Source organism: Stenotrophomonas sp. NPDC078853, from assembly GCF_044901215.1.
GTDB lineage: Bacteria > Pseudomonadota > Gammaproteobacteria > Xanthomonadales > Xanthomonadaceae > Stenotrophomonas > Stenotrophomonas lacuserhaii.
Genome location: NZ_JBJDOQ010000008.1, coordinates 87,913 through 111,095, shown reverse-complemented (window position 1 = coordinate 111,095; position 23,183 = coordinate 87,913). Strand labels below are relative to the sequence as shown.

The window sequence follows — 23,183 nt, the reverse complement described above, 5'->3', positions numbered from 1 at the left end:
GACCGAAATGTTCACCGTCATGTTCGCCCTGGGCCGTACTTCCGGCTGGGTCGCGCACTGGCTGGAACAGCAGGTGGATCCGGAAATGAAGATCGGCCGCCCGCGCCAGGTCTACACCGGTAGCGACGTGCGCGACTACCAGGACTGATTCCGGTCTTTGCCTGTTGCATCGAACGCCCCGCCTAGCGGGGCGTTTTTTTTGCGCGCCTGCCAGCTCTGCACGGGTCGCTATCGAAAAAGCGTCAAATCGTGGCAAATCACGAAGCAATGTTTTGTTCCGCAACCAGGCGCACAAAACCGCTCACGACATCGCGTTTTTGAAGATTGCCTTACGTTCAAAAAAGAACGCGATGCCTATTCTCCTGCCGCCACCAGCTTTCGCTGATGGTATCGCGTCGTTTGAATGACGCCATATATCGATATCAAGGAGAGTAGTCATATGAAAACGCATTGCCGGAACGCGCTGGTCGCCATCGCGCTAGCCGCTGCATCCACCTCCGCACATGCCATCCAGGCCGACATCAAGGTCTGGGCAGATGTCGATCCCACGCTGGCCCTGCTGCGTGCCGATGGCAGCGCGTTGCCCGATGGCGTGGCGCTGACCCACAACCCGATCAATGGCCTGATGCCCTGGTCGGAGCAGGTGCGGATCATTTCCAACGATCCGCGCAAGGACATCGCCGTGCGCCTGGGTCATGCCGCCGAGCTGCGTCCGGTCATTGCTGCCCCCGGTGCGGTAGGGGTGCCGATGACGGTCAGCCTCAACGGCCGAACCGTATCGGTGGCGGGTACCGACTTCACCGCGGCCGAACTGTTCGACGGCGCGTTGCCGGGCGCCTCGATTGCCATGCCGCTCCAGATCGCGCAGACCACGCAGGCGCCGATCACCGCGGCGGGCCTGTACGAGGGACTGGTCAGCATTGTCCTGGCCCAGAAGACCGTCAGCCCGTAACTTCCTGCGCCGGCCCTACGGGGCCGGCCCTTTCGGCCACTCTCACATGATGACTACCGCCCCCGTCGTGACCGGGCTGGCGATCGCGCTCGCACTGCCCGTGGCAATGGGGGGCGTCACCGCCAGTCGCGTCCCGGACGGCTTCGAAGACCTTGTGGAAGGCCAGGTGGAGCAGCTTGAGGTCCGGCTGTTCGAGCGCTCTGCGGGCGTGGTGCCGGTGCTGGTCGACCTGGATACCGTGCAACTGCAGGATCCCGCCACCGTACTTCAGGCGCTCGATCTGGACCCTGCGGCACGGTCCAGCCTGTTGCCAGCGCTGTCTGCGCCGCTGCCGCGCAACAGCCATCTGGCATGCCGGCACGGCAATGCCCAGGCTGGCTGCGGCTATCTGGATCCCCCCGAAGAGGACACGGCCGTGGCCGCGATCCATGACGAAGGCGAGGGGGCACTGCGCCTGTTCGTGGCGCGGCAGTGGCTGCCGGCTCCACGCAGCACCGAGCGCTTCCACCAGGCCAGCGCCGCAGCCGAAAAAGCGTTCCTCCACCAGCACGTGATCAACGCAAGCGGTGGTCGCGACCAGCGCGCGCTGGCGGTACAGGGCGCGGGCGCACTGGGGATGTCCGCCCGCGGGCATCTGGCGGCGAGCTGGAACTTCAGCCAGCAACACGGACACCGCAGTGGCGGTGGATTCGACATGGACAATGCGTATTACCGGCATGACCTGGACCGTCGTCACTACCTGCAGGCCGGGCGCATGGACCGGCGCAACCTCGCCAGTCCACTTGGCGGCACCTTCGGCTTCGGCATGCTTCCGCTGGACCGCTTCGACGGCCTGCGCGTGGGAACCAGCCAAGCCTACGTCGATGTCGAGGCGGCAATGCAGGCCACCCCGCTCACCGTGCTGCTGGCACGCGATGCGCGCGTGGAGGCGTTCGATGGCGAGCGCCTCCTGCAGACCTATTACCTGCCAGCCGGGATCAACGAACTGGATACCCGCAGCTATCCCTTCGGCAGTTACAGCGTCACCCTGCGCATCTACGAAGCGGGCGTGCTGGTACGCGGCGAAGAAGCGCCTTTCGACAAGCGTGGTGACGGCGCCGATGACACCCTGCAATGGTTCCTGCAGGCGGGGCGGCGTGCAGAACGCGGCGGCCGATACCTGCCCGGCGAAGCCACGGTCATGGCGGGCCTGCGTTTGCCGGTCGGGCACGCCATGGCCGTGACCGCAGGTGCGGTGGACATGGAAAGCGGCCGCCATGCGGAGCTGCGGCTGGACCTGCGGCAGCGGTCCGCCACCCAGGAGCTGCGCGCTGGGCTGAGCGCCATGCGCGGCAGCGAGGGAAGCCGTGGCACCCGGAGCCAGATATCCTACCGGCGACGGGCATCATGGAATGTCCATCATCAACGCTCGCGCGACATCCGCTGCCGGTCGTTTGCGCGATACGACGGAGCGGGGTGCGTGGATGCGCTGAGTGCTTCGATGGCGTTGCCGCTACGCGGCGGGAGCCTCTACCTGGGCTACACGCGCCGCCAGGCGTGGCGCGCAGATCCAGCGCCGGACCACCCCGAGGCGGTGTTCATGCCCCCCTCGCTGGCATTGCCCGGGCTGCGTGCCGGCAACGTCGATGCACAGCGCAGCCGCAACTGGCAGGGCAGCTTCAGCCGGATCGAGCGTTGGAAAGAGTACAGCGTTGCCCGTCGCTTCGGACTTTGGCACCAGCGCAGCGACGCAACCGGTGGCCCACGGCATGACCGCGGTTTTTTCTTCAACCTCAGCCTTACCCGGTTGCAGCGCGGCGATCGGGCCACTTCGCAACGACGCCATGCGATGGACCTGCGGCAGCCGGGCCATCACCGGCCGCAGATGAGCTACAGCACCAGCCAGACGCTGCGCCGCCAGTACGAGGACCAGTCCGCTGAGGTGTCTGCCGATCTGCGCGGCGACAACAGCGAGCGATACAGCGTCGGTGTGGGCGCGCAGTTGCAGAGCCACTTCGGTCATGGCAGCGCCACCGTGGCCTTCCATCGGCAACCCGGGCGTCGGGAAACGGGCTACAGCGCGACGCACAGCGCTGCCTTCGCCTTGGGGCCAAGCGGCTTCTACTGGGGCGAAGGCAACGGCGCCGATGCGGGCCTGGCGGTCAAGGTCGACCCTGCGCAGGACAGTGAACTGTCCGGGGTAGCGGCCGAGCTCCAGGTGGCAGGACGGCGCAGGCAGCGGCTGCGGCTTGGCGAGCGCAGGCTGGTGGCCTTGCCGGCCTACCAGATGCACCGTGCCGAACTGCAGGACGCCAGCAGCGGGGAGAGCAGCGGGGCGGTGCGCGTAGGCCTAGGCGCTGGCGGTTCCGGGCGTGAGGTGTTCCTGGCGCCGGGCCGGTTGCTGTCGATGGCCGTTCCCATCGAGGTGACCTACACCTTCATCGGCCGCGCGCAGGATCCTGCGGGCCTGCCGGTTTCGGCGGCACGCATCCTCAATGCGCCGGTACCTGCCACCGAGGGCAATGGCGGCTTCGTGCTGGATTTCACGCGACGCGAGCAGGTGCTGTACCTGTTGCAGGGAAGCCGGCTGCTGCATTGTCCACTGCAGGTGCGAGAGCAGCGCCTGGCCGTGTTGATGGTCGGTGCCGTGCAGTGCCAGCCGTTGGACGTGGCGCAGTTGCCGGCCGACATCCGTCAGCAGGCACGGGTGGCGCAGCTGCTGCGGGAGCGGGCCCTGGTCCGGCCGGGCCGGGCCGCCCAGCGAGGGCAGGAACGGTGATGATGCGCTGGCTTGCCGTGCTCCCTGCCGTGCTGCTGGCGCCTGCCGCCAGGGCGCAGGCGCTACCGCTTACCGATCCGGTGGGCATCGTGCAGGAGCACGCGCTGGCCTATGACCGGTCGGGGGTCCCCGCCTCCATCGAACTGCTGGCGCCACGCACGCTGCTCGGTTACAGCGCCGACCCAGCGCGTGGCTACGGAAGCATCCATCTCACCTGCCGGTCGGCGACGGATGCACAACATGGCCGCTGCCCAACCGCCGATACCGGTGCCCAGGGTGGCGGGCGTACCGGCATTGCGTTGCGCTTCACCGAACGCAGGAGCGGCATGCGCATGGAGATCACCGTGAGCGGTTCGCTGCAACGCGCCTTTGCAGACCGCGCCTGCCAGAACGACCTCTGGCACGGGACCGATCAGCCGCTGAGTAGCCGCTACGGGCCGGAATGCGCCGGCCAACCGCCCACTGGAACCGGTGCGGCCCTGTCCATTTCCGGTAACGAATTGTCCAGGCTGGTGGCAGGACGCTGGGAGGCCGAACTGGTATTGGACCTGCGCACTGAAGCCGACGGGCCGGCACTGGCGACTTACACGTTCCGTCTGGACCTGGACATCAGCGACCGCGATGCGGCGTCGATCTACTTCCCCGCCTTCGACCTGGCAACGCCCCAGGTCGGCCTCAACCTGCACTACGACCCGATCTCGCAGACGGTCGGCGGACAGGCCGCGTTGGAGATGTGCCTGTATGACGGAGCAGGTTCGCAGAGCGACTACCTGGGCGTGACTGTCAGTGACAGCGCAGGTCCGACGTCGACGGCCAGCGGTTACTCGGTATGGCACGCGGACGGTGGCGGCGACCCGACCCAGCGCGTGGACTACACCGTGACGCTGGACCATGGCGGTGCACGGCTGCCGATGGCCAATGGAATCGAGCAGATGTTGACCGGCATCGACCGCGTCCGGTTGCGGCTGGTGGCGCTGCCCGGCATGACCCAGCCTGTGTTCTGCGTGCCGACCCCGCTCAGCCTGGACACGCCCCGCGTTCCCATCTCGAGCAAGCGGCCCGGCCACTACCACGGCGGGCTGCGGGTCGAGCTGCGCCTGCCGCCGTCCCGTCCCTGATACCAATGGAGCCTTTCGTGAGAACTCGATTTTCCGGCCTTGCCGTGGCGCTGTTTCTGTCCACGCCGGCGGCGCACGCCAACCTGACCATCCATCCCATGCGTGCATCGGTAGAGCCTGGCAAAGCAACGGTTTTCCGCGTGTATTCGCAATCCACGCAAGCGCAGTTCGTGCAGGCATCCCTGCGCCACATCGTCGATCCGGCAGGCGACGGGGAACACGAAGCGGACGTTGCACCCAGCCAGGCAGCCATTGCGCTGACCCCGTCCAGATTTGCACTGGCGGGCGGGGGCAACCGCTTGATCCGGATCATTCCGCTGCAGCCGGTGCAGCAGGAGACCGCTTATCGGGTCTATTTCGAAGGTGTCCGCGCACCGGATGAGGAGGCCGTGGACGCCCCCGCGGACGGCGCACAGGCCAGCATCGGCGTCAGCCTGGTATGGGGGGCGCTGGTCAACGTGTTGCCGGCCGATGGCCGTGTGCAGGTGGAGCTGCGCGGCCGCACGCTGCACAACATCGGCACGCTGCGCGTGGGCATCACCAGCGTCGTCGGCTGCAGCGCGGCCGGTGCATGTGCGACCCATGAGGTATCGCGCAGCCTGTACCCGGGCGCCTCGCTGCAGTTGCCGGCCGGGCTGGAGCCCGGCAGCACGCTGCAACTGCGCTATCGCCTTACCGGCGACGGCTACCGTGAGCACCTGCTGACGCTGCCTCCTGTGATCGGCTGAGCTTGTCGGGTCCGTCGGCCCGGGCTTGCTCAGCCCTGCGTATCGCCTGGCGCCGGTGCGGTGTCCTGCAGCAGCTCGCGCAGGCGGGCCAGCGAGGCGCGCCGCATCGGCTTTTCGTCTACCGCTGACAGCGGCGCCTGGCGCAGGGCGTGGCAGGGCAGTACCAGCAGCTCGAAGACCACGCCATCGGCGCTGAACACCCACAACGGCGCATCGAGTACCCGTTCGCGGTCCCATCGGAGGCGCCGGCTGCGTGCCTCGGCCGGGATGCCGTGCTCATCGAGGAAACGCTGTACGGCGTCCGGGTCGTCCTCGTGCAGGTGCAGCTGGACCGGACTATGCGCATCTGCGGTGCCCTCCAGCACCGGCCCAGCCAGCCGTGGAGCGAACGCCTGCAGGAACTCCAATGCGTGCACCGCCGCTTCCCGCCGCTGCCGCAGCGCATCGCTCTGGGCACTGCCGGCGAACAAGCGTTGGTGCTCGCGCAGGGCCTGCTCGATTTCCGCGTTGCGCGGCAGCGAAGCATCGTCATGGATGCCCAGCCGGATGGCGGCCTTGCGCTTGGCCTGGTGGAAATCCTGGATGCCGCCTTCGACCATCAGCCTGGCGGCTTCATGCGCCAGCCGATGGCGGCGTTCACGGGTCTGGGTGGCGGTGTGTTCGCGCGCACGGTGCATGGGTTGCTCCCCTCTGCATGGCCTGGAACCAGCCTACACCCGCGCGGTGAAGGCCAGGTGGCGCGGCATGGAGCGTGCCGCGCCACCGCTCAGTGCCGTGGTCGGTCAGAAGATATCGAACGCCGCCGCATCGGCCTGCGGCGTCTGCAGGTTCAGGTCGTAGTCCTGCAAGCGGTCCATGTCCTCGACCTTGACCCACTCGGTGGCGCCGTTGAGGCTGGCCTGCACCATGCCCGAGGGCGGATCGTTCTGCGCGATCGGCGTGTCCTTCAGCGCGGTGCGCATGTAGTCGATCCAGATCGGCAGCGCGGCCTTGCCGCCATATTCGCGGTAGCCCAGCGAGCGGAAGTCATCGCGACCGACCCACACCGTGGTGGCGTAAGGACCGCCAAAGCCGGAGAACCAGGCATCGCGATGGTCGTTGGTCGAACCGGTCTTGCCGCCCACGTCCTCGCGGCCAAGCACCTTGGCCGCCGTGCCGGTACCGCGCTGGACCACGTCGCGCATCATCGACACCAGCTGGTAGGCGGTGCGCGCATCGATCGCACGCGGCGCCGTGCGCGCATCGGGGTTGACCGGGGCCGGGGCTTCCACCGCTGGCTGCGGCGTCGCGGCGGTGCCGGCCGGGGCCGGCGCGGCGGCAGCGCCGAAGTTGAAGCCGTCCACCACCGCATTGGCCGGCTGGCCATGGCTGGTGCCAGCGCAGTCACGGCAGGCCAGCGCGGGATTTTCCTTGAACACTTCCACACCGTCGCGGTCGGAAACCCGGTCGATCAGCCAGGTATCCACGCGCGAGCCGCCATTGGCGAACACGGCATAGCCACGTGCCACCGAAAGCGGAGTCAGCGAGGCGGTGCCCAGCGACATCGACAGGTTGGGCGGCAGCTCGGCTTCGGCGAAACCGAACTCGCTGATGTACTTGCGCGCATAGTCCACGCCCATGCCGTCCAGCAGCCGCACCGACACCAGGTTGCGCGACTGCACCAGTGCCTCGCGCAGGCGCATCGGGCCACGGAAGCCGCCGCCATCGTTCTGCGGCGACCAGGTCTTGCCACGGCGGTCGCGGAACACCACCGGGGCATCGAGCACGATCGAAGCCGGGTTGTAGCCCTTGTCGAAGGCCGCTGCATAGATGAACGGCTTGAAGCTCGAACCCGGCTGGCGACGCGCCTGGGTGGCGCGGTTGAACTTGTTGCCGGAGTAGCTGAAGCCACCCACCAGCGCCTTCAGGGCACCGCTGTTGGCATCCACCGAGACCAGCGCGGACTGACCGCGCGGGATCTGGTCGAGCAGCCACTGGCCTTCCTTCTCGCCCACGCGCACGCGCACGATGTCGCCGCGCTGCACCAGCTTGGCAGGGGTCTTGTTGGTCCAGCGCGCCGCAGCGGCGGGCAGGGTGACTTCGGTGCGGTTGGCCAGCACGGCGGTGGCGCTGCCATCGGCGGCGGTGGCGGCGATGATCGCCGGCAGCAGACCGGACTGCGCACTGATCCCGGACAGGTGCCCGGCCAGCGTCGCCACGTCATCGCCGGCACCCAGCGCGACCTGCTTCTCCACGCCGTGCCAGCCATGCCGGTGGTCGTACAGCAGCAGCCCGTCACGCACGGCCAGGTTGGCCGCGGTCTGCAGCTCGGCGTTGATGGTGGTGGTCACGTGGTAGCCCTTGTTGACCACGTCGCCGCCGAAGCGGGCGATCATCTCCTGGCGCACCAGTTCGGCCACGTAGGGCGCCTCGACCTGCACCGGTGGCTCGTGCACGGTGGCGTGCATCGGCACGGCCTTGGCCGCATCGGCCTCGGCCTGGCTGATGAAGCGCAGGTCGGCCATGCGCTGCAGGACGTAGTTGTCGCGGCGCTGCTGCGCGCGCTCCGGGTTGGAGATGGGGTTGCCCGAAGACGGGAACTTGGGGATGCCGGCCAGCGATGCCATTTCATCCAGGTCCAGCTGGTCCAGCGACTTGCCGTAGTACAACTGCGCCGCCGCGGCCACGCCGTAGGCGCGATTGCCGAAGAAACTCTTGTTCAGGTACAGCTCGAAGATCTCGTCCTTGCTCAACTCCGACTCGATCTTGCGGGCCAGCAGGATCTCGGCCAGCTTGCGCGTATAGCTGTATTCCGAACTCAGGAAGAACTGCCGCGCCACCTGCTGGGTGATCGTCGAACCGCCGGGCACGCGGCGGTCGCTGGTGGTGGCCAGCAGCCATACCGCACGCGCGATGCCCTTGTAATCGACCCCGCCATGTTCGTAGAAGCGGGCGTCTTCGGTGGCCAGGAAGGCCTGCTTGAGGCGCTCGGGGACGTCCTTCATGGTGATCGGCGTGCGCCGCGTCTCGCCGAACACCGCCATCAGCTTGCCGTCGGCGGCGTAGACATACATGGGCTCCTGCATTTCCACGTCGCGCAGGGTCTGCACGTCGGGAAGCTTGGAGGAAATGGCGTAGTAGAGGCCGCCCGCAGCGGCCGCGCCAATCAACGCCAGGATCAGGAAAACGACCAGGATCCAGCGCAGCCAGCGGCGAAGGCGTGTCATCGGTGACAGATTCCGATTGCAGAATTCATGGCCGCAGAGTATAGATTACGCAAGGGGCTGGCTGGGGTCGGCTCTGGGGAGTGCAAGGGGAAGCCGCGTCACCGTGTGTCGTTCTGTGAAGAAACCTTCACGGCGGGACGGTTGCCATTTGCAAAAAAAACGTTATTAATGCGCGGGCGCAGCTATTGCGTCCAAGTGCCCATCGGCAGGGGAGAAACCGTGGGGCTCATCCCAAAAGGCCAGTCGTCGCTCATTGGCGTCGACATCAGTTCGACTGCGGTAAAGCTTTTGCAGCTTTCACGCAGTGGTAACCGTTTCCGCGTGGAACATTACGCCGTGGAACCGCTGCCGCCGAACGCCGTCGTAGAAAAGAACATCGTTGAAGTGGAGGCGGTAGGGGAAGCCATCCGTCGCGCCGTCAACCGCTCGGGAAGCAAGGTCAAGTTCGCTGCGGCGGCCGTGGCGGGCTCGGCGGTGATCACCAAGGTGATCCCGATGCCGGCCGATCTGGACGAGAACGAGATGGAGGCCCAGGTCGAACTGGAAGCCGTCAACTACATCCCGTACCCGATCGAAGAAGTGAACCTGGATTTCGAGGTGCTCGGGACCATCCCGAACAACCCGGAAATGGTCCAGGTGCTGCTGGCTGCCTCGCGTTCTGAAAACGTCGAGCTGCGCCAGTCGGCGCTGGAACTGGGCGGACTGACGGCCAAGGTGATGGACGTGGAGGCCTTCGCGGTCGAGAACGCCTTTGCCCTGGTCGCCAGCGAACTGCCGGTGTCCAGCGACGGCGTGGTCGCGCTGGTCGACATCGGCGCCACCATGACCACGCTGAACGTGTTGCGCGGGGGGCGCAGCCTGTACAGCCGTGAGCAGGTGTTCGGCGGCAAGCAGTTGACCGACGAGATCATGCGCCGTTTCGGCCTGAGCTACGAAGAAGCCGGCCTGGCCAAGCGCCAGGGCGGGCTTCCGGAAAGCTATGAAATGGAGGTGCTGGAGCCGTTCAAGGAAGCCACGGTCCAGCAGATCAGCCGCCTGCTGCAGTTCTTCTATGCAGGCAGTGAATTCAACCGTGTCGACTACATCGTGCTGGCAGGCGGCTGCGCCGCGCTGACCGGCCTGCCGGAGCTGGTGGAAGAGCAGCTTGGCGTGCCGACCGTGGTGGCCAACCCGCTGGCGCAGATGACGCTGGGCCCGAAGGTGCAGGCGCACGCGCTGGCACAGGATGCCCCGGCGCTGATGATCGCCACCGGCCTGGCGATGAGGAGTTTCGACTGATGGCACGGATCAACCTGCTGCCGTGGCGTGCCGAACGTCGCAAGCAACGCCAGCGCGAGTTCTACGCAATGTTGGGCCTGGCCGCCGTCGGTGGCCTGCTGTTGTCGTTGATGGTGTGGTTCTACTACGACCGTCAGGTCAGCGGCCAGGGCGAGCGCAACACCTTCCTGCAGGCCGAGATCGACAAGGTCAAGCTGCAGAACAAGGAAATCGACCGCCTCGACGCGCAGAAGGACCGGCTGCTGGCACGCAAGGCCGTCATCGAGGAACTGCAGTCCAAGCGTTCCCAGATGGTGCACCTGTTCGATGCGCTGGTCCGCACCATTCCCGATGGCGTGGTACTGACCGCACTGAAGCAGGAAGGCGACGTACTGACCCTGGAAGGGCGCACCCAGTCCAATGCCCGCGTGTCGGCCTACATGCGCAACCTGGAGACCTCCGGCTGGATGACCAACCCGGAACTGTCGATCATCGAAGCGCGTGATCCGGAAAAGGAAAAGGAAGCCAAGACGCTGCCGCTGGCAGACGTCAGCGCGCTGCCGTATGTGTTCGTGGTGAAGGTCAAGCTGCCGGCGCAGAGCGAGGAATCCACGCTCAACCCGGATGGCTCGGTGGCTGACCCGAATGCGCCGGTTGCCGCTGATCCGGCCGTGCTGGCCCCGCTGGCCCCGGCCGACGGTGCCACGCCTGCTGCCGTCCAGGCGCCCGCAGGCAACGCCGCTCCGGCGGCTCCCGCACCGCCCGCTGGCAGCCGGCTGACCCCGGCCGCCCCGCAGCAGACGCCGCCGCCGACACCGGCCAGCGGTCAGGAGGGCTCGCCGTGAGCCAGAAGAAATTCAATATCAACGAGTTGGACTTCAACGACATCGGCAACTGGCCGCAGCAGGCCAAGGTGGTGTTCTGCGTGCTGATCGCGCTGGTCATCATGGCGGTGTCGTGGTTCGTGCTGACCAGCGGCAAGCGTGAAGAGCTCGCCACCCTGGAACGCCGTGAGACCGAGCTGCGCACCGAGTTCGAAAAGGAACAGGGGCGCGCGGTCAACCTGGAGCCGCTCAAGCAGCAGCTGGCGCAGATGGAACAGGTGCTGCAGCAGATGCTGCGCCAGCTGCCCAGCAAGACCGAAATGCCGGACCTGATCATCGACGTTTCGCAGACGGCGCTGTCCAGCGGGCTGGTCAACGAACTGTTCGAACCCGAAGCCGAGCAGGTGCGCGAGTTCTACGCTGAAAAGCCGATCAAGCTGCGCATGGTGGGCAGTTACCACCAGTTCGGTGCCTTCGTCAGCGGCGTCGCTTCGCTGCCGCGCGTGGTCATCCTGACCATGCACGACATCAATCTGAAGCCGAAGGATCCCAAGACCGGCATCAATCCGGCTTCGATCCGCGCCGGCGCGCTGGAACTGTCCGGCACCGTCAAGACCTATCGCTACCTGGATGAGGCCGAGATGGAGCAGCAGGAAAAGGCTGCCGCCGACAAGGCTGCTGCAGAGAAGGGAGGCAAGCCATGATCCGCTCTTCCCTGCTGCGCAGCGTTGGCCTGGTCGCGCTGGTGCTGCTGGCCGGTTGCGGCCGCGGCGTGACCAGCACGCCCGGCGATGCGCCCAACCTGCAGAAATGGGTGGAAGACGTGCGCGCACGTCCAGCCCCCGCCCTCGAACCGCTGCCGGTGATGCAGCAGTTCGAAACGTTTGAATATTCGGCGCAGGGCATGCGCGATCCGTTCACCGATGCCTGGTCCAATCCGCAGGGCGGCAGCGGCCTGCGTCCCGATCCGAACCGTCGCAAGGAGCCGCTGGAAGCCTTCCCGCTGGACAGCCTGGACATGGTCGGCACGATCGGGACCGGGGGCAGCACGGTGGCGGTGGTGATGGCACCTGACAAGGTGAGTTACCGCGTGCGGCCGGGCGTGTACATGGGGCAGAGCGATGGCCGGGTGACCGGGGTCTTCGAGGACCGCATCGAACTGATAGAGCTGGTGCCGGATGGCGCGGGCGGGTGGCTGGAACGGCCGGCCGCGCTCTCGCTTGAAGATCAATGATCGTTTACTGGGGATAGCACGATGACCTTTCACAATGCCAAGGGGCTGCGTCCGATCCGGCGCCCAACCTTGAACCGGATCGGCGCGCTGGGAGTCGCGTTGATGCTGGCGTGCGGCCACGCGACCGCGGCTGCGCCCGCCGGCGCGCCCGCCGCCGCCGCCACCGCCACGCCGGTCAGCGCACCGGCGTCACTGTCGGTGTCCAAGATCGACTTCAAGCGGGGCGACGACGGCGCCGGGCGGCTGGTGCTGCAGTTCGATGGCCAGGGGGCGAACCCTGACCTGCGCAACCAGGGCGACAGCGTGGTCATCGACGTCGGCAACGCACGCCTGCCCGAGCAGCTGCAGAAGCCGCTCAACGTGACCGATTTCGCCACCCCGGTGCAGCGCATCGACGCCAAGCCGTACGGCGGCGGTACCCAGCTGGTGCTGAGCACCAATACGGCCTTCGAGTCGCTGGCGTACCAGAGCGGTAACGAATACGTGGTGGAAATCACCCCGAAGGAAGGCATCGCCGCTACCGGTGCGATCACCACCAGCACCATCGCCCAGGCCGCCAGCGCGGTGGCCCAGCGTGGCTACAGCGGACGCCCGGTCACGTTCAACTTCCAGGACGTGCCGGTGCGCACCGTGCTGCAGTTGATCGCAGAAGAATCCAACCTCAACGTGGTGGCATCGGACAGCGTTGCCGGCAACGTCACCCTGCGCCTGGTCAACGTGCCGTGGGACCAGGCACTGGATATCGTGCTGCGTGCCAAGGGCCTGGACAAGCGCCGCGACGGCAGCGTGATCTGGGTCGGCCCGCAGGCCGAACTGGCCAAGTTCGAGCAGGAGAAAGAAGACGCACGCATCGCGATCGAGAACCGCGAGGACCTGATCACCGATTACGTGCAGATCAACTACCACAGCGCCTCGGCGATCTTCAAAGCCCTCACCGAAGCCCGCGGCATCGGCAACGGCAGCGGTGGCCAGGGCGGCGGTGGCAGTGGCAACTCGGCGCAGGAAGAAAGTGGCTTCCTGACCTCGCGCGGCCGCATCGTGGCCGATGAACGCACCAACATGCTGATGATCAGCGACATCCCGAAGAAGGTCGCGCGCATGCGTGAGCTGATCGGGGTGATCGACCGTCCGGTCGACCAGGTGCTGATCGAAAGCCGCATCGTCATCGCCACCGATACCTTTGCCCGCGAACTGGGCGCGAAGTTCGGCGTCAGCGGCAGCCGTGACAACGTGTTCTTCAACAACACCGTTGGCAACAACGACGCCAACATCCGCGACCGTGCCACCGTGGACACCGCGTACCAGCGTGCGGTCAACGAGTGGGCGGCGGGTGGCGGCACCGGCGCGGCGCCGGTGCGTGATCCGTACACCATCACCCGCGGCCTGATGTCCAACCTGCCGGTGGCGGCGACCAGCAACCCGGCCTCGCTGGCGCTGTCGATCCTCAACGCGGGCTACCTGCTGGATGTCGAACTGTCGGCCATGCAGACCGAGTCGCGCGGCGAAGTGATCTCCAACCCGCGCGTGGTGACCACCAACCAGCGCGAAGCCCTGATCAAGCAGGGTAAGGAAATCGGCTACGTGACCATCTCCGCCGGCGGCGCCGGTGGTGGCAACCAGGCCAACGTCCAGTTCAAGGAAGTGGTGCTGGAGCTGAAGGTCACCCCGACGATCACCAACGACAACCGCGTGTTCCTGAACATGGCGGTCAAGAAGGATGAAGTCGACCAGTGGATCGAGCTGGAAGGCTACGGCACGGTGCCGTCGATCAACCGTCGCGAAGTCAACACAGCGGTGCTGGTGGAAGACGGGCAGACGGTGGTGATCGGTGGTGTGTACGAGTTCACCGACCGCAACAGCATCAGCAAGGTGCCGTTCCTGGGTGACGTGCCGTTCCTGGGCAACCTGTTCAAGAAGCGCAGCCGCAACAAGGACAAGGCCGAACTGCTGGTGTTCGTGACCCCGAAGGTCCTGCGCGTCGCCAAGGGCAAGTAGTGGGGTGGGGTGCCGGGCCTGCGGCCCGGCGCCTGCGTCATCGCATTCGCGCTGCCGCGCCCACGGTTTGCTCCGCAAACCGTGGGCCCCTTCTCATCAGCACCCACACCCCGCCGCTTCGCGGCCGCCCCTGACTCAGGGGCTCCCTCCACCAGACAGCTCCATCAGGCCCTGGTAGCGCCGACCCATGGTCGGCGGAATGTTCCCGCCAACGGCCCGCTGCGCTCGCCGACCATGGGTCGGCGCTACCGCTTTTCTTCTTTTTCATTACGCGGGTGGCGGCCACCGGAACCTGTCATGGGTCGGGCGGTGGGGCTGTGCGGGGGCGTTGAGCGCCATGGATGGCGCGAACCGAGGCCCGCATGGGTGAGGGCGCTTTGCTTGCGAAGCACGGCTTCGCAAGCGCCCGAACGCACAGCCGCCCAGCGGCTGGGCCGGACCCCGGAGGGGCAGCCTTTGCCGTCCCCGCACAGCCCCATCGCCCGGCCTACCCCCAGCTGCAACTGCGGAACCACCCGCGAGAGGCCCCACCGCTCGATCCACCATTCATCCAATCTTGATCACATTCATGACCGACCCCTGCGATGATGGGGAACCGGAATCCACCGGTGCTGGTCCAAGCACGATGAATCAGATCCCCGTCGTTCCCCCCACCCTCACCGCAGGCAGCAATGCCTCGCGCCTGCACGCTGACTTCCAGGCCCTGCGCACTGCGCTGTCCAGTGAAATCGTCGGCCAGGCCGAGCTGGTCGAACGCCTGCTGATCGCGTTGCTGGCCGATGGCCACCTGCTGGTGGAAGGCGCGCCCGGGCTGGCCAAGACCACTGCCATCCGTGCGCTGGCCAGCCGGCTGGACGCTGAGTTTTCCCGCGTGCAGTTCACCCCCGACCTGCTGCCGGCCGACCTCACCGGCACCGAAATCTGGCGCCCGCAGGAGGGCCGCTTCGAGTTCGTGCCCGGCCCGATCTTCCATCCCATCCTGCTGGCCGACGAGATCAACCGCGCCCCGGCCAAGGTGCAGTCCGCGCTGCTGGAAGCGATGGGCGAGCGCCAGGTCACCGTCGGCCGCCACACCTATGCGCTGCCGCCGCTGTTCCTGGTGATGGCCACGCAGAACCCGATCGAACAGGAAGGCACGTTCCCGCTGCCGGAAGCGCAGCTTGATCGTTTCCTGATGTATGTCCGCATCGGCTATCCGGACGAAGGCGCCGAGACCGAGATCCTGCGGCTGGCCCGTGAACGCGCGCGCGGTGCGCTGGATGCAGCCCCGGAACCGCCGCGGCGGATGCCGCTGGAAGATGTGCACCAGGCGCGTCGCGAAGTGCTGGATCTGCACATGGCGCCGCCGCTGGAACGCTATCTGGTCGAGCTGGTGCTGGCCTCGCGGCAGCCTGCCCGCTACGACGCTGCACTGGCGCGGCGCATCGCCTGGGGCGCCAGCCCGCGTGGTTCCATCGCCTTGGAGCGCTGCGCGCGGGCGCGTGCCTGGTTGGCCGGGCGTGACTTCGTCACCCCCGACGATGTGCGCGCGATCGCCGCCGACGTGCTGCGCCACCGCGTGCTGCCCAGCTACGAGGCGCTTGCAGAAGGCTGGGATGGCGAACGGCTGGTGCAGGAGCTGTTGGCCAAGGTACCGGCCCCCTGACCGCGATGGCCGTTGATTCCCCCGATCTGCTGCACGGTGATGGGCTGGTGCCCACCCTCGCCGAACTGGTAGCCCTGCGCGGCACGGCGGTCCGCCCGCCGGCGCCGAAGCGTGGGCGCGTCGGCCAGGCCGGACAGGCGCCATCGCCGCTGCGCGGGCGTGGCATGGAGTACGCCGAATCACGCGAGTATGTCGCCGGCGATGACGCGCGGCATATCGACTGGCGGGTGACCGCACGCAGTGGCCGCACCCATACCAAGTTGTTCCAGGCCGAACGCGAGCGGGTCACGCTGATCGTCGCCGATACCGATCCGGCGCTGTACTTCGGCACGCGCACCCGCTTCAAGTCGGTCCAGGCCGCACGCGTGGGCGCGGTGGCGGCGTGGTCGGCGCAGCGTCGCGGTGACCGCATCGCGGCGCTGCGCGGCAGCCTGCACGAAGCTCCGATTCCGCCAGCCGGCGGAACGCGTGGCGTGCTGCGCGTGCTCGATGCATTGAGCCGCTGGTATGCGGCGCCACAGGCTGAAGATGCCGGGCTGGAGCACGCGCTGCAGCAGGCCACGCGCGTGCTGCGGCCGGGCGCGCGCCTGCTGGTGCTGGCCGACCCGCTGCGCGCCGCCGCGGTTCCGCTCGCGCGCTGGTCCGCGCTGGCCCTGCATCACCAGGTGGACGTGCTGCTGCTGGTGGATCCGCTGGAAATGCAGCCGCCCACCGACGCACTGGATTTCATCGCAGAGCGCAGCCGTGTGCGCGTGGACCTGCGCAGCGCGCAGGTGCGCGCGCACTGGCAGGGCCATTTCGCCGCGCCGCTGCAGCAGCTGCAGGACAGCCTGGCCACGCGCCGGGTGACGACCCATGTGATCTCAACCGATGCCCCGAGCAGTGGCTGGTTGGCACCTGCGGTGCGCGAGGTCGTGGCATGAGTGCGAACCTGCCCCTGCGTGATGTGCACCTGCCACCGGCGCCCAGTCTGTGGCCGCCTGCGCCCGGCTGGTGGCTGATCGCCGCCGCGGTGCTGCTGCTGGTGGCGATACCCGTACTGCTGCGCGCCCGCCGGCTTCGCCGCGAACGGGCGTGGCAGCGGCAGTTCGATGCAGAGCTGCAGGCGGCGGGCGAAGGCCCACTGCGGCTTGCCGCGCTGGTGGAGCTGCTGCGGCGTGCCGCCCGCGAAAGCCGCCCCGGCAGCGAACTGCTGCAGGGTGAGGCGTGGTTGCAGGTGCTTGATCCCGCCAGTGCGCTTGCGCCGGCGCAACGCGACCTGCTGCTGCAGGGCGCTTACCAGCCCGTGATCGATGCAGCGCAGCTGGCCACGTTCGAACGCTGGGCGCGCGCGCGGTATGTCGCGCTGCTGCGGGAGCGTTCCCGATGACCCTTCCCGGCTGGCCGTGGCCGGACCTGCTGCTGGCGTGGCCATGGGCGCTGCTTGCCTTGCCGTTGCCGTGGCTGATGCGCTGGTGGCCACGCCGCGTGGCGTCCGAAGGCGCCGCGCTGCGCGTGCCGTGGTCGGCACGGCAGCTGCAGGAGATCGCCGGTGGCAATGGCCGCGACGGCGCGCGCATCCATCGCCTGTTGCTGTGGCTGGGCTGGTGCTGTCTGTGCGTTGCGCTGGCGCGTCCGCAGCTGCTCGGCGAAGCGGTCAGTCCGCCTACCCAGGCGCGGCAATTGATGCTGGCCATGGACGTGTCCGGCAGCATGGGCGAGCCGGACATGGTGCTGGGCCGGCAGGTAGTGGAGCGGCTGGTCGCGGCCAAGGCGGTGCTGGCCGATTTCCTGGATCGTCGTGCCGGCGATCGTGTCGGCCTGCTGGTATTCGGCGATCGCGCCTATGCCCTGACCCCGATCACCGCCGACCTGGCCAGCGTGCGCGAGCAACTGGGTGATGCGGTGGTTGGACTGGCCGGCCGCGAGACCGCCATTGGCGATGCGATCGCGCTGGCCGTGAAACGCCTGCGTGACCAGCCCGAGGGCCAGCGCGTCCTGATCCTGCTCACCGATGGCGTCAGCAATGCCGGCGTCCTCTCACCGCTGCGCGCGGCGGACCTGGCGGCCACCGAGCAGGTGCGGGTCTACCCGGTGGCGTTTGGTGGGGACGGCGGCATGAAGCTGTTCGGCATGGACCTCGGCCAGGGCCAGGATCCCGTGGACGAGGCTACCCTGCGGCAGATCGCCGAGCGCACCGGCGGGCGCTTCTTCCGCGCGCGCGACACCGCCGAGCTGGCCGGCATCTATGCCGAACTGGACCGGCTGGAGCCGGTGACCGCCAAGGGACCGGCGCTGCGGCCGCGTAACGAGGTGTATTTCTGGGCGCTTGGATTGGCGATGCTGCTGGGCGCATCGGCCTGGCTGTGGCCGGGACGTCGCTCATGAACCTGGACCTGCTTGCTGCGCTCCACTGGGCCCGTCCGCAGCTGCTGTGGGCGCTGTGCGTGCTGCCTTTCATCGCGCTGTGGGCATGGCGCCGCGGGCGCGATGCCGGACGCTGGCAGCAGGCCGTGGATCCCCACCTGTTGCCGCACCTGCTGCAGGCCAGCGGCAAGGGCGCACGGCGCTGGCCGTGGACGGTGCTGCTGGGTTGGACACTGGCCGTACTGGCGCTGGCGGGCCCGGGGTGGAAGCAGCAGGCCCAGCCACTGTTGCAACCGCAGTCACCCTTGGTGGTGGTGCTGGATCTGTCCACCCGCATCACCGCTGCCGATCTGCCGCCGTCGCGGCTGCTGCAGGCGCGCGCCAAACTCGCCAGCCTGCTGCAGCAACGCGAAGGCGGCCAACTGGCGCTGGTGGTGTATGCCGACGATGCCTACACCGTGGCGCCGCTCACTGATGACGTGGCCAACATCGGGCTGTACCTGGATGCGCTGTCTCCACAGGTGATGCCGGCCGATGGCCAGCGCACCGACCGCGCGCTGGACTGGGCCACCCAGCTGCTGCAACGCAGTGGCCTGCGTGCCGGCCAGGTGCTGCTGCTGACCGACAGCGCCGACGCGGCCGCCATCGAAGCGGCGCGCCAGGCACGCAGCCAGGGCGTGCAGGTATCGGTGATCGGGCTGGGTACAACGACCGGAGCGGCCTACCGGGACAGCCGCGGCCAGATTGCCAACGCCGCGCTGGACGAAGCCAGCCTGCGCCGCCTGGCCGATGCCGGTGGCGGGCGCTACCAGCGGCTGGCCAGCGACACGACCGACCTGCGCGCACTGGATCTGCTGCGCGCCGACCGTTCGGCGGGCGAAAGCGAGCATGGTGCCGTGCGCCAGTGGCTGGACCAGGGCTATTGGCTGCTGCCACCGCTGATGCTGCTTGCCTTGCTGGCCTTCCGGCGGCGCAGCGCGGTGTTGTCGGTGCTGCTGCTTATCGGGGCCGTTGGGCTGCAGCCAGCGCCCGTGCTGGCGCAGGCCACAGCGGCGCCCGCCCCGCAGGCCGGTGCCCGTTCCAGCCTCTGGCTGCGCGATGACCAGCGCCGCCAGCAGCAACTGGAGCAGGGCGTGCAGGCTTACCACGCCGGCGATTTCGACACTGCCGCGCGCACGTTTGAAAGCGTCCAGACGGCCGAAGGCTGGTACAACCTCGGCAATGCGCGTGCGCGCCAGGGCGACCTCGATGGCGCGGTGCAGGCTTACGACCATGCCTTGAGCCAGCGCCCGGGGATGCCCGATGCCGTGGCCAACCGGGCGGTGGTCGATGCCGCGCGCAAGCGCAGGCCGCCGCCTTCGCCGAAGGACGGAAAGTCCCCGCCATCGCAATCGGGAAAGAGCAAGCCGCCACCGCAAGGCCAGGGCCAGGCGCAGCCGCCATCGTCCGGCCAGCCGTCTTCGGCGGGCAAGGGGTCCCCGAAGCCGGGTGATCCTGCCCAGCCACCGCCGCAAGCGGGCGCGCCATCAGACAAGCCGGGATCGGGCGAGGCGCCGCAGCCGCCGCCTGTCGATCCGCAGGCGCAGGCGCGCGCCGACGCAGAACAGCGCCAGCGCATGCAGCAGGCGGTGCAGCAGGGTCAACAGGGCAAGCAGGCAAAGCAGCCCGCGCAGCGCAATGATGGCCGCACGCCACAGCAGCGCGAGCAGCAGCAGGCGGTCGAAGCCTGGATGCGGCGCGTGCCGGACCGGCCGGGCGACCTGCTGCGCGCCAAGTTCCAGCTGGAAAACGAACGCAGGAAACAGGAAGGACCATGACACGCACCGTCTTCCCATCGGTTATCGCGCGCCTGCTGCCGTGGTTGCTTGCCGTGGGGCTCTGCGTGCCGCACGTGGCATCGGCACAGACCCGTGCGTGGCTGGATCGCGCCCAGGTTTCCCTTGGCGACACGGTCACCCTGAACATCCAGTCCGATTCGGCCGCCTCGCCGGTGCTGACCCCGCTGGGCGCCGATTTTGAACTCAGCAACCAGACCCGCAGCCGCCAGGTCGAGTGGATCAACGGGCGTATGCAGACGCGCACGCTGCATGGCGTGGCACTGTCGCCCCGGCGCAGCGGCACGCTGGTGGTGCCGCCGCTGCAGGTTGGCCAGGTGTTCACCGAGCCCCTGCAGCTGCAGGTTGCTGCGGCGGCACCGGCGCGCAACGATGGCAGCGCGCTGGCCTTCATCGAAACCGAGGTGGATGACAGCAGCCCTTACGTGCAGCAGAGCGTGGGCGTGGTGGTGCGGTTGTTCTACGCCGCCCAGCTGGCGTCTGGTTCACTGGTGCTGGATACCCCCGAAGGTGCATCGCTGCAGGTGATCGGCCAGGACCGCACCGACGTGCGCGAGGTCAACGGACGGCGCTACAACGTAGCCGAGCGGCGCTATCTGTTGATTCCCGAACGCAGCGGGCCGCTGCGGGTGGCGGGGGCGCGCTTCGATGGGCGTACCGCGGGCAGTTTCTTCGATGATTTCTTCGGCGGGCGCGGTGATGGCCGGCTGCGCGCGGCAGCGGCCGACCAGACCCTGCAGGTGCAGGCGCAGCCGGTCGATGCGCCGCAGCCGTGGCTGCCGCTGCACGACCTGCGCCTGCGTTACACGCTGGCCCCGGACCGGGCGCGCGCCGGTGAAGCGGCCACGCTGGAGATCGAAGGGATCGCGGTGGGAGCGACCCGGGCCCAGTTCACCGACCTGCCGGTGCCCGATGTCGGCAGCGATGCCCAGGTGTTCGCCGAACCGGCGCAGTACGACGAAACCTTCAGCGGCGGCTCGCCCCAGCTGAAGATCACCCGGCGCTATTCCATCGTGCCGCGCGCGGCCGGGACGCTGGAAGTGCCCGGCATCCAGATGCGCTGGTGGGACGTGAAAGCCGGGCAGGCGCGCAGCAGTGGCGTCCCCGCGCTGACCTTGACGGTCGCCGCCGGCAGCGGCGGGGCAGCCCAGCCAACGCCGCCGGTGCAGGCGCTGGATACCGATGCCGCGCTGCCCGGTGGCGAGGGGGCTGCTGCTTCGCCCGCCGCAGGCACCAGCACCGGCCAGCCGCTGGGCTGGATGGCGCTGGCGGCAGGCTTGCTGGTGTTGTGGCTGCTGACCCTGTGGTGGGGCTGGCAGCGGGGGCGCGCCCACCGCGTGTCGTCGAACGGGCAGGCGCCGGCGCCGCCGGGCAGCCCGTTGCAGGGAACGCCACGCGTCGCCGACCTGCGTCGCGCCCTTGACGCCGAAAGCTTTGCGGACGTGGCAGCGGTGTTGTGCGCGATGGCGGGTGTGTCGCGTCTGGAACTGGTGCTGGCGAAGTTGGGCGACGAGCGCCAGCGCCTGGCCCTGCAGGCCTTGCAGAAAGCGCGCTGGGCCGGCGAGGGTGACCTGCCTGGCGTGCGCCGGGAACTGAAACAAGCGTTCCATGACGGACCGCACTGGTCGGCCCCGGTAACCTCGACGCAGACTGGACTGCCGCCGCTGTACCCGCCGCCGTGATCGGCAAGACGGAGCCGCGGGGCGCTTTGCTACAGTGACCCTCATTTCCCAGGATACCGAGCCGATGACAGCAGCCAGCCCCGCGAAGAAAAAGATGCCTCTGCACTGGAAGATGGGCATCGGCTTCGCCATCGGCCTGGTGCTGGGTCTGGTGGTGCATGCGCTGGGTGCGCAGATGCCGGCACTGATGGACGCGGCGAAGTGGCTGATGCACTACATCACCACGCCCGCTTCCGGCCTGTTCCTCAACCTGATCTTCATGCTGATCGTGCCGCTGATCTTCTCCGCGCTGGTGATGGGCGTATCGGAGATGGGCGACATCCGCGCGCTCGGCCGGATCGGCTGGAAGACCCTGGCCTATACCATCGTGCTGTCCAGCATCGCGGTGGCGATCGGCCTGGTGCTGGTGAACGTGCTCAAGCCCGGCGTGGGCGTGGACCCGGCCATGGCCAACCAGATCCTGGCCGAGAACCTGGAGCGTTCAAAGGAAATCGTGGCCGGTGCCGGCAGCCAGCCCAAGGGCATGGACATGCTGCTGTCGATCGTGCCGAGCAACATCGTGGCGGCCGCTTCCAGCAATGGGGCGATCCTCTCGCTGATGTTCTTCGCGCTGATGTTCGGCATCGGCATGGTGCTGACCGACGATGAAAAGGTCGCCCCGCTGCGGCGTGCCATCGAAGGCGTGTTCGAAGTCTCGATGACCCTGATCAACCTGGTCATCCGTCTGGCGCCGTATGCGGTGGCCTGCTTCATGTTCAACCTGGCCGCGCTGTTCGGCTTCGAACTGCTGATCCGCCTGGGCGCCTACGTCGGGGTGGTGGTACTGGCACTGGGGCTGCACATGGTGGTCAGCTACGGCGTGGCGGTGTGGTTGTCCGGACGCTCGCCGCTGGCATTCTTCCGCGATACCCAGGAAGCGACGGTGATGGCGTTCTCCACCGCCTCCAGCAACGCGACCCTGCCGACCGCGCTGCGCGTGGCCGATGAGATGGGCCTGCCGCAGAAGGTGTCGCGCTTCGTGCTGACCGTCGGCGCAACCGCCAACCAGAACGGCACCGCGCTGTTCGAGGGCGTGACGGTGATCTTCCTAGCGCAGTTCTTCGGTGTGGACCTGAGCATCGGCCAGCAGATCATGGTCATGGCCGTCTGCATCCTTGGCGGGATCGGCACGGCCGGCGTGCCGTCGGGCTCGCTGCCGGTGGTGGCGATGATCTGCGCGATGGTCGGGGTTAACCCGCTTGGCATCGGCCTGATCCTGGGCGTGAACCACTTCCTGGACATGTGCCGGACCGCGCTGAACGTCACCGGCGACCTGGCCCTGACCACCCTGGTGGCCAAGGGCGAGAAGGACGAGCCGGCCATGGCCGCGACAGCGGCCGTCCCGACCGACCGCGTCGTCTGAATCGGTTCATCGGTGTTGCCGGGGCGATTGCTGCCCTGGTGCGCCGCTGCGCTCGCCGGCCCTCGGGGCATCGGCTGCTCTGGTAGCGCCGAGCCGTGCTCGGCGGGATGCCCCCTGCGCCGCTGCGCTCGCCGACCGTGGGTCGGCGCTACCGTGGCCTGACCCGGCGGTTACCGCGTGAGTCCGCCCGGCGTGGCACGG

Annotated in this window: 19 protein-coding genes; 17 read left to right on the top strand and 2 right to left on the bottom strand. The window is 68.0% G+C overall.

Going from position 1 to position 23,183, the window contains the following annotated elements; translation table 11 throughout:
* The 5 genes from ACI2JH_RS10435 to ACI2JH_RS10415 all read left to right on the top strand — a co-directional run.
* Nucleotides 1-148, top strand: a 148-nt coding sequence (locus ACI2JH_RS10435) for a citrate/2-methylcitrate synthase (RefSeq protein ID WP_404736167.1), incomplete at its 5' end; no start/stop codon positions are given.
* Nucleotides 149-439: 291 nt separating this feature from the next.
* Nucleotides 440-952 (top strand): CS1 type fimbrial major subunit, encoded by a 513-nt coding sequence (locus ACI2JH_RS10430; RefSeq protein ID WP_042614416.1) that lies wholly within the window; start codon nt 440-442, stop codon nt 950-952.
* A 46-nt stretch (nt 953-998) separates the two neighbouring features.
* Nucleotides 999-3,710 (top strand): TcfC E-set like domain-containing protein, encoded by a 2,712-nt coding sequence (locus ACI2JH_RS10425; protein ID WP_404736142.1) that lies wholly within the window; start codon nt 999-1,001, stop codon nt 3,708-3,710.
* Complete coding sequence (locus ACI2JH_RS10420) at nt 3,710-4,828, top strand: CfaE/CblD family pilus tip adhesin (protein ID WP_404736141.1); 1,119 nt, start codon at nt 3,710-3,712, stop codon at nt 4,826-4,828. The genes ACI2JH_RS10425 and ACI2JH_RS10420 overlap by 1 nt, the downstream gene beginning before the upstream one ends.
* Nucleotides 4,829-4,833: 5 nt before the next feature.
* Nucleotides 4,834-5,556 carry a pilus assembly protein gene (locus tag ACI2JH_RS10415; protein WP_404736140.1) on the top strand — a complete coding sequence of 241 codons (723 nt, stop codon included), beginning with the start codon at nt 4,834-4,836 and terminating at the stop codon, nt 5,554-5,556.
* A gap of 29 nt (nt 5,557-5,585) precedes the next feature.
* On the opposite strand, the gene ACI2JH_RS10410 is transcribed toward ACI2JH_RS10415, so the two are convergent.
* Complete coding sequence (locus tag ACI2JH_RS10410) at nt 5,586-6,233, bottom strand: hypothetical protein (protein ID WP_101100930.1); 648 nt, start codon at nt 6,231-6,233, stop codon at nt 5,586-5,588.
* A gap of 105 nt (nt 6,234-6,338) precedes the next feature.
* Nucleotides 6,339-8,762, bottom strand: a complete 2,424-nt coding sequence (locus ACI2JH_RS10405; RefSeq protein WP_182657662.1) for a penicillin-binding protein 1A — start codon at nt 8,760-8,762, stop codon at nt 6,339-6,341.
* Nucleotides 8,763-8,981: 219 nt separating this feature from the next.
* Between ACI2JH_RS10405 and ACI2JH_RS10400 the strand changes: the two genes are divergently transcribed.
* The 12 genes from ACI2JH_RS10400 to ACI2JH_RS10345 all read left to right on the top strand — a co-directional run bounded on the left by ACI2JH_RS10400 (nt 8,982) and on the right by ACI2JH_RS10345 (nt 22,982).
* Nucleotides 8,982-10,040, top strand: a complete 1,059-nt coding sequence (locus tag ACI2JH_RS10400) for a pilus assembly protein PilM (RefSeq protein ID WP_101100965.1) — start codon at nt 8,982-8,984, stop codon at nt 10,038-10,040.
* Nucleotides 10,040-10,864 carry a PilN domain-containing protein gene (locus ACI2JH_RS10395; RefSeq protein ID WP_101100926.1) on the top strand — a complete coding sequence of 275 codons (825 nt, stop codon included), beginning with the start codon at nt 10,040-10,042 and terminating at the stop codon, nt 10,862-10,864. The genes ACI2JH_RS10400 and ACI2JH_RS10395 overlap by 1 nt, the downstream gene beginning before the upstream one ends.
* A complete protein-coding gene (locus ACI2JH_RS10390; RefSeq protein WP_042614424.1) occupies nt 10,861-11,547 on the top strand; it encodes a type 4a pilus biogenesis protein PilO in 687 nt (228 codons plus the stop codon). The genes ACI2JH_RS10395 and ACI2JH_RS10390 overlap by 4 nt, the downstream gene beginning before the upstream one ends.
* On the top strand, nt 11,544-12,077 hold the full coding sequence (locus ACI2JH_RS10385; protein ID WP_101100924.1) for a pilus assembly protein PilP: 534 nt from the start codon (nt 11,544-11,546) through the stop codon (nt 12,075-12,077). Before ACI2JH_RS10390 ends, ACI2JH_RS10385 begins: the two co-directional genes overlap by 4 nt.
* Nucleotides 12,078-12,098: 21 nt before the next feature.
* The gene (locus tag ACI2JH_RS10380) at nt 12,099-14,072 is read left to right on the top strand and encodes a type IV pilus secretin PilQ (protein WP_404736139.1); all 1,974 of its coding nucleotides are present in this window, start codon (nt 12,099-12,101) and stop codon (nt 14,070-14,072) included.
* Nucleotides 14,073-14,697: 625 nt separating this feature from the next.
* Nucleotides 14,698-15,717, top strand: coding sequence for a MoxR family ATPase (locus ACI2JH_RS10375; RefSeq protein ID WP_101100963.1), 1,020 nt, complete (start codon nt 14,698-14,700; stop codon nt 15,715-15,717).
* Nucleotides 15,718-15,722: 5 nt separating this feature from the next.
* A complete protein-coding gene (locus tag ACI2JH_RS10370; RefSeq protein ID WP_404736138.1) occupies nt 15,723-16,640 on the top strand; it encodes a DUF58 domain-containing protein in 918 nt (305 codons plus the stop codon).
* Nucleotides 16,637-17,086, top strand: coding sequence for a DUF4381 domain-containing protein (locus ACI2JH_RS10365; protein WP_404736137.1), 450 nt, complete (start codon nt 16,637-16,639; stop codon nt 17,084-17,086). The genes ACI2JH_RS10370 and ACI2JH_RS10365 overlap by 4 nt, the downstream gene beginning before the upstream one ends.
* Entirely contained in the window at nt 17,083-18,084 is a 1,002-nt protein-coding gene (locus ACI2JH_RS10360; protein WP_101100916.1) for a VWA domain-containing protein, read from the top strand. Before ACI2JH_RS10365 ends, ACI2JH_RS10360 begins: the two co-directional genes overlap by 4 nt.
* Nucleotides 18,081-19,880 (top strand): VWA domain-containing protein, encoded by a 1,800-nt coding sequence (locus tag ACI2JH_RS10355; protein WP_404736136.1) that lies wholly within the window; start codon nt 18,081-18,083, stop codon nt 19,878-19,880. Before ACI2JH_RS10360 ends, ACI2JH_RS10355 begins: the two co-directional genes overlap by 4 nt.
* Nucleotides 19,877-21,580, top strand: coding sequence for a BatD family protein (locus ACI2JH_RS10350; RefSeq protein WP_404736135.1), 1,704 nt, complete (start codon nt 19,877-19,879; stop codon nt 21,578-21,580). The genes ACI2JH_RS10355 and ACI2JH_RS10350 overlap by 4 nt, the downstream gene beginning before the upstream one ends.
* 64 nt (nt 21,581-21,644) lie before the next feature.
* A complete protein-coding gene (locus ACI2JH_RS10345) occupies nt 21,645-22,982 on the top strand; it encodes a dicarboxylate/amino acid:cation symporter (RefSeq protein ID WP_101100911.1) in 1,338 nt (445 codons plus the stop codon).
* Nucleotides 22,983-23,183 lie beyond the last annotated feature (201 nt).

Bases quoted from the DNA above. Each gene is read 5' to 3' on its own strand.
- ACI2JH_RS10430 (WP_042614416.1), top strand. From the start codon at position 440: ATGAAAACGCATTGCCGGAACGCGCTGGTCGCCATCGCGCTAGCCGCT.
- ACI2JH_RS10425 (WP_404736142.1), top strand. From the start codon at position 999: ATGATGACTACCGCCCCCGTCGTGACCGGGCTGGCGATCGCGCTCGCA.
- ACI2JH_RS10420 (WP_404736141.1), top strand. From the start codon at position 3,710: ATGATGCGCTGGCTTGCCGTGCTCCCTGCCGTGCTGCTGGCGCCTGCC.
- ACI2JH_RS10415 (WP_404736140.1), top strand. From the start codon at position 4,834: ATGGAGCCTTTCGTGAGAACTCGATTTTCCGGCCTTGCCGTGGCGCTG.
- ACI2JH_RS10410 (WP_101100930.1), bottom strand. From the start codon at position 6,233: ATGCACCGTGCGCGCGAACACACCGCCACCCAGACCCGTGAACGCCGC.
- ACI2JH_RS10405 (WP_182657662.1), bottom strand. From the start codon at position 8,762: ATGACACGCCTTCGCCGCTGGCTGCGCTGGATCCTGGTCGTTTTCCTG.
- ACI2JH_RS10395 (WP_101100926.1), top strand. From the start codon at position 10,040: ATGGCACGGATCAACCTGCTGCCGTGGCGTGCCGAACGTCGCAAGCAA.
- ACI2JH_RS10385 (WP_101100924.1), top strand. From the start codon at position 11,544: ATGATCCGCTCTTCCCTGCTGCGCAGCGTTGGCCTGGTCGCGCTGGTG.
- ACI2JH_RS10380 (WP_404736139.1), top strand. From the start codon at position 12,099: ATGACCTTTCACAATGCCAAGGGGCTGCGTCCGATCCGGCGCCCAACC.
- ACI2JH_RS10375 (WP_101100963.1), top strand. From the start codon at position 14,698: ATGAATCAGATCCCCGTCGTTCCCCCCACCCTCACCGCAGGCAGCAAT.
- ACI2JH_RS10370 (WP_404736138.1), top strand. From the start codon at position 15,723: ATGGCCGTTGATTCCCCCGATCTGCTGCACGGTGATGGGCTGGTGCCC.
- ACI2JH_RS10365 (WP_404736137.1), top strand. From the start codon at position 16,637: ATGAGTGCGAACCTGCCCCTGCGTGATGTGCACCTGCCACCGGCGCCC.
- ACI2JH_RS10360 (WP_101100916.1), top strand. From the start codon at position 17,083: ATGACCCTTCCCGGCTGGCCGTGGCCGGACCTGCTGCTGGCGTGGCCA.
- ACI2JH_RS10355 (WP_404736136.1), top strand. From the start codon at position 18,081: ATGAACCTGGACCTGCTTGCTGCGCTCCACTGGGCCCGTCCGCAGCTG.
- ACI2JH_RS10350 (WP_404736135.1), top strand. From the start codon at position 19,877: ATGACACGCACCGTCTTCCCATCGGTTATCGCGCGCCTGCTGCCGTGG.
- ACI2JH_RS10345 (WP_101100911.1), top strand. From the start codon at position 21,645: ATGACAGCAGCCAGCCCCGCGAAGAAAAAGATGCCTCTGCACTGGAAG.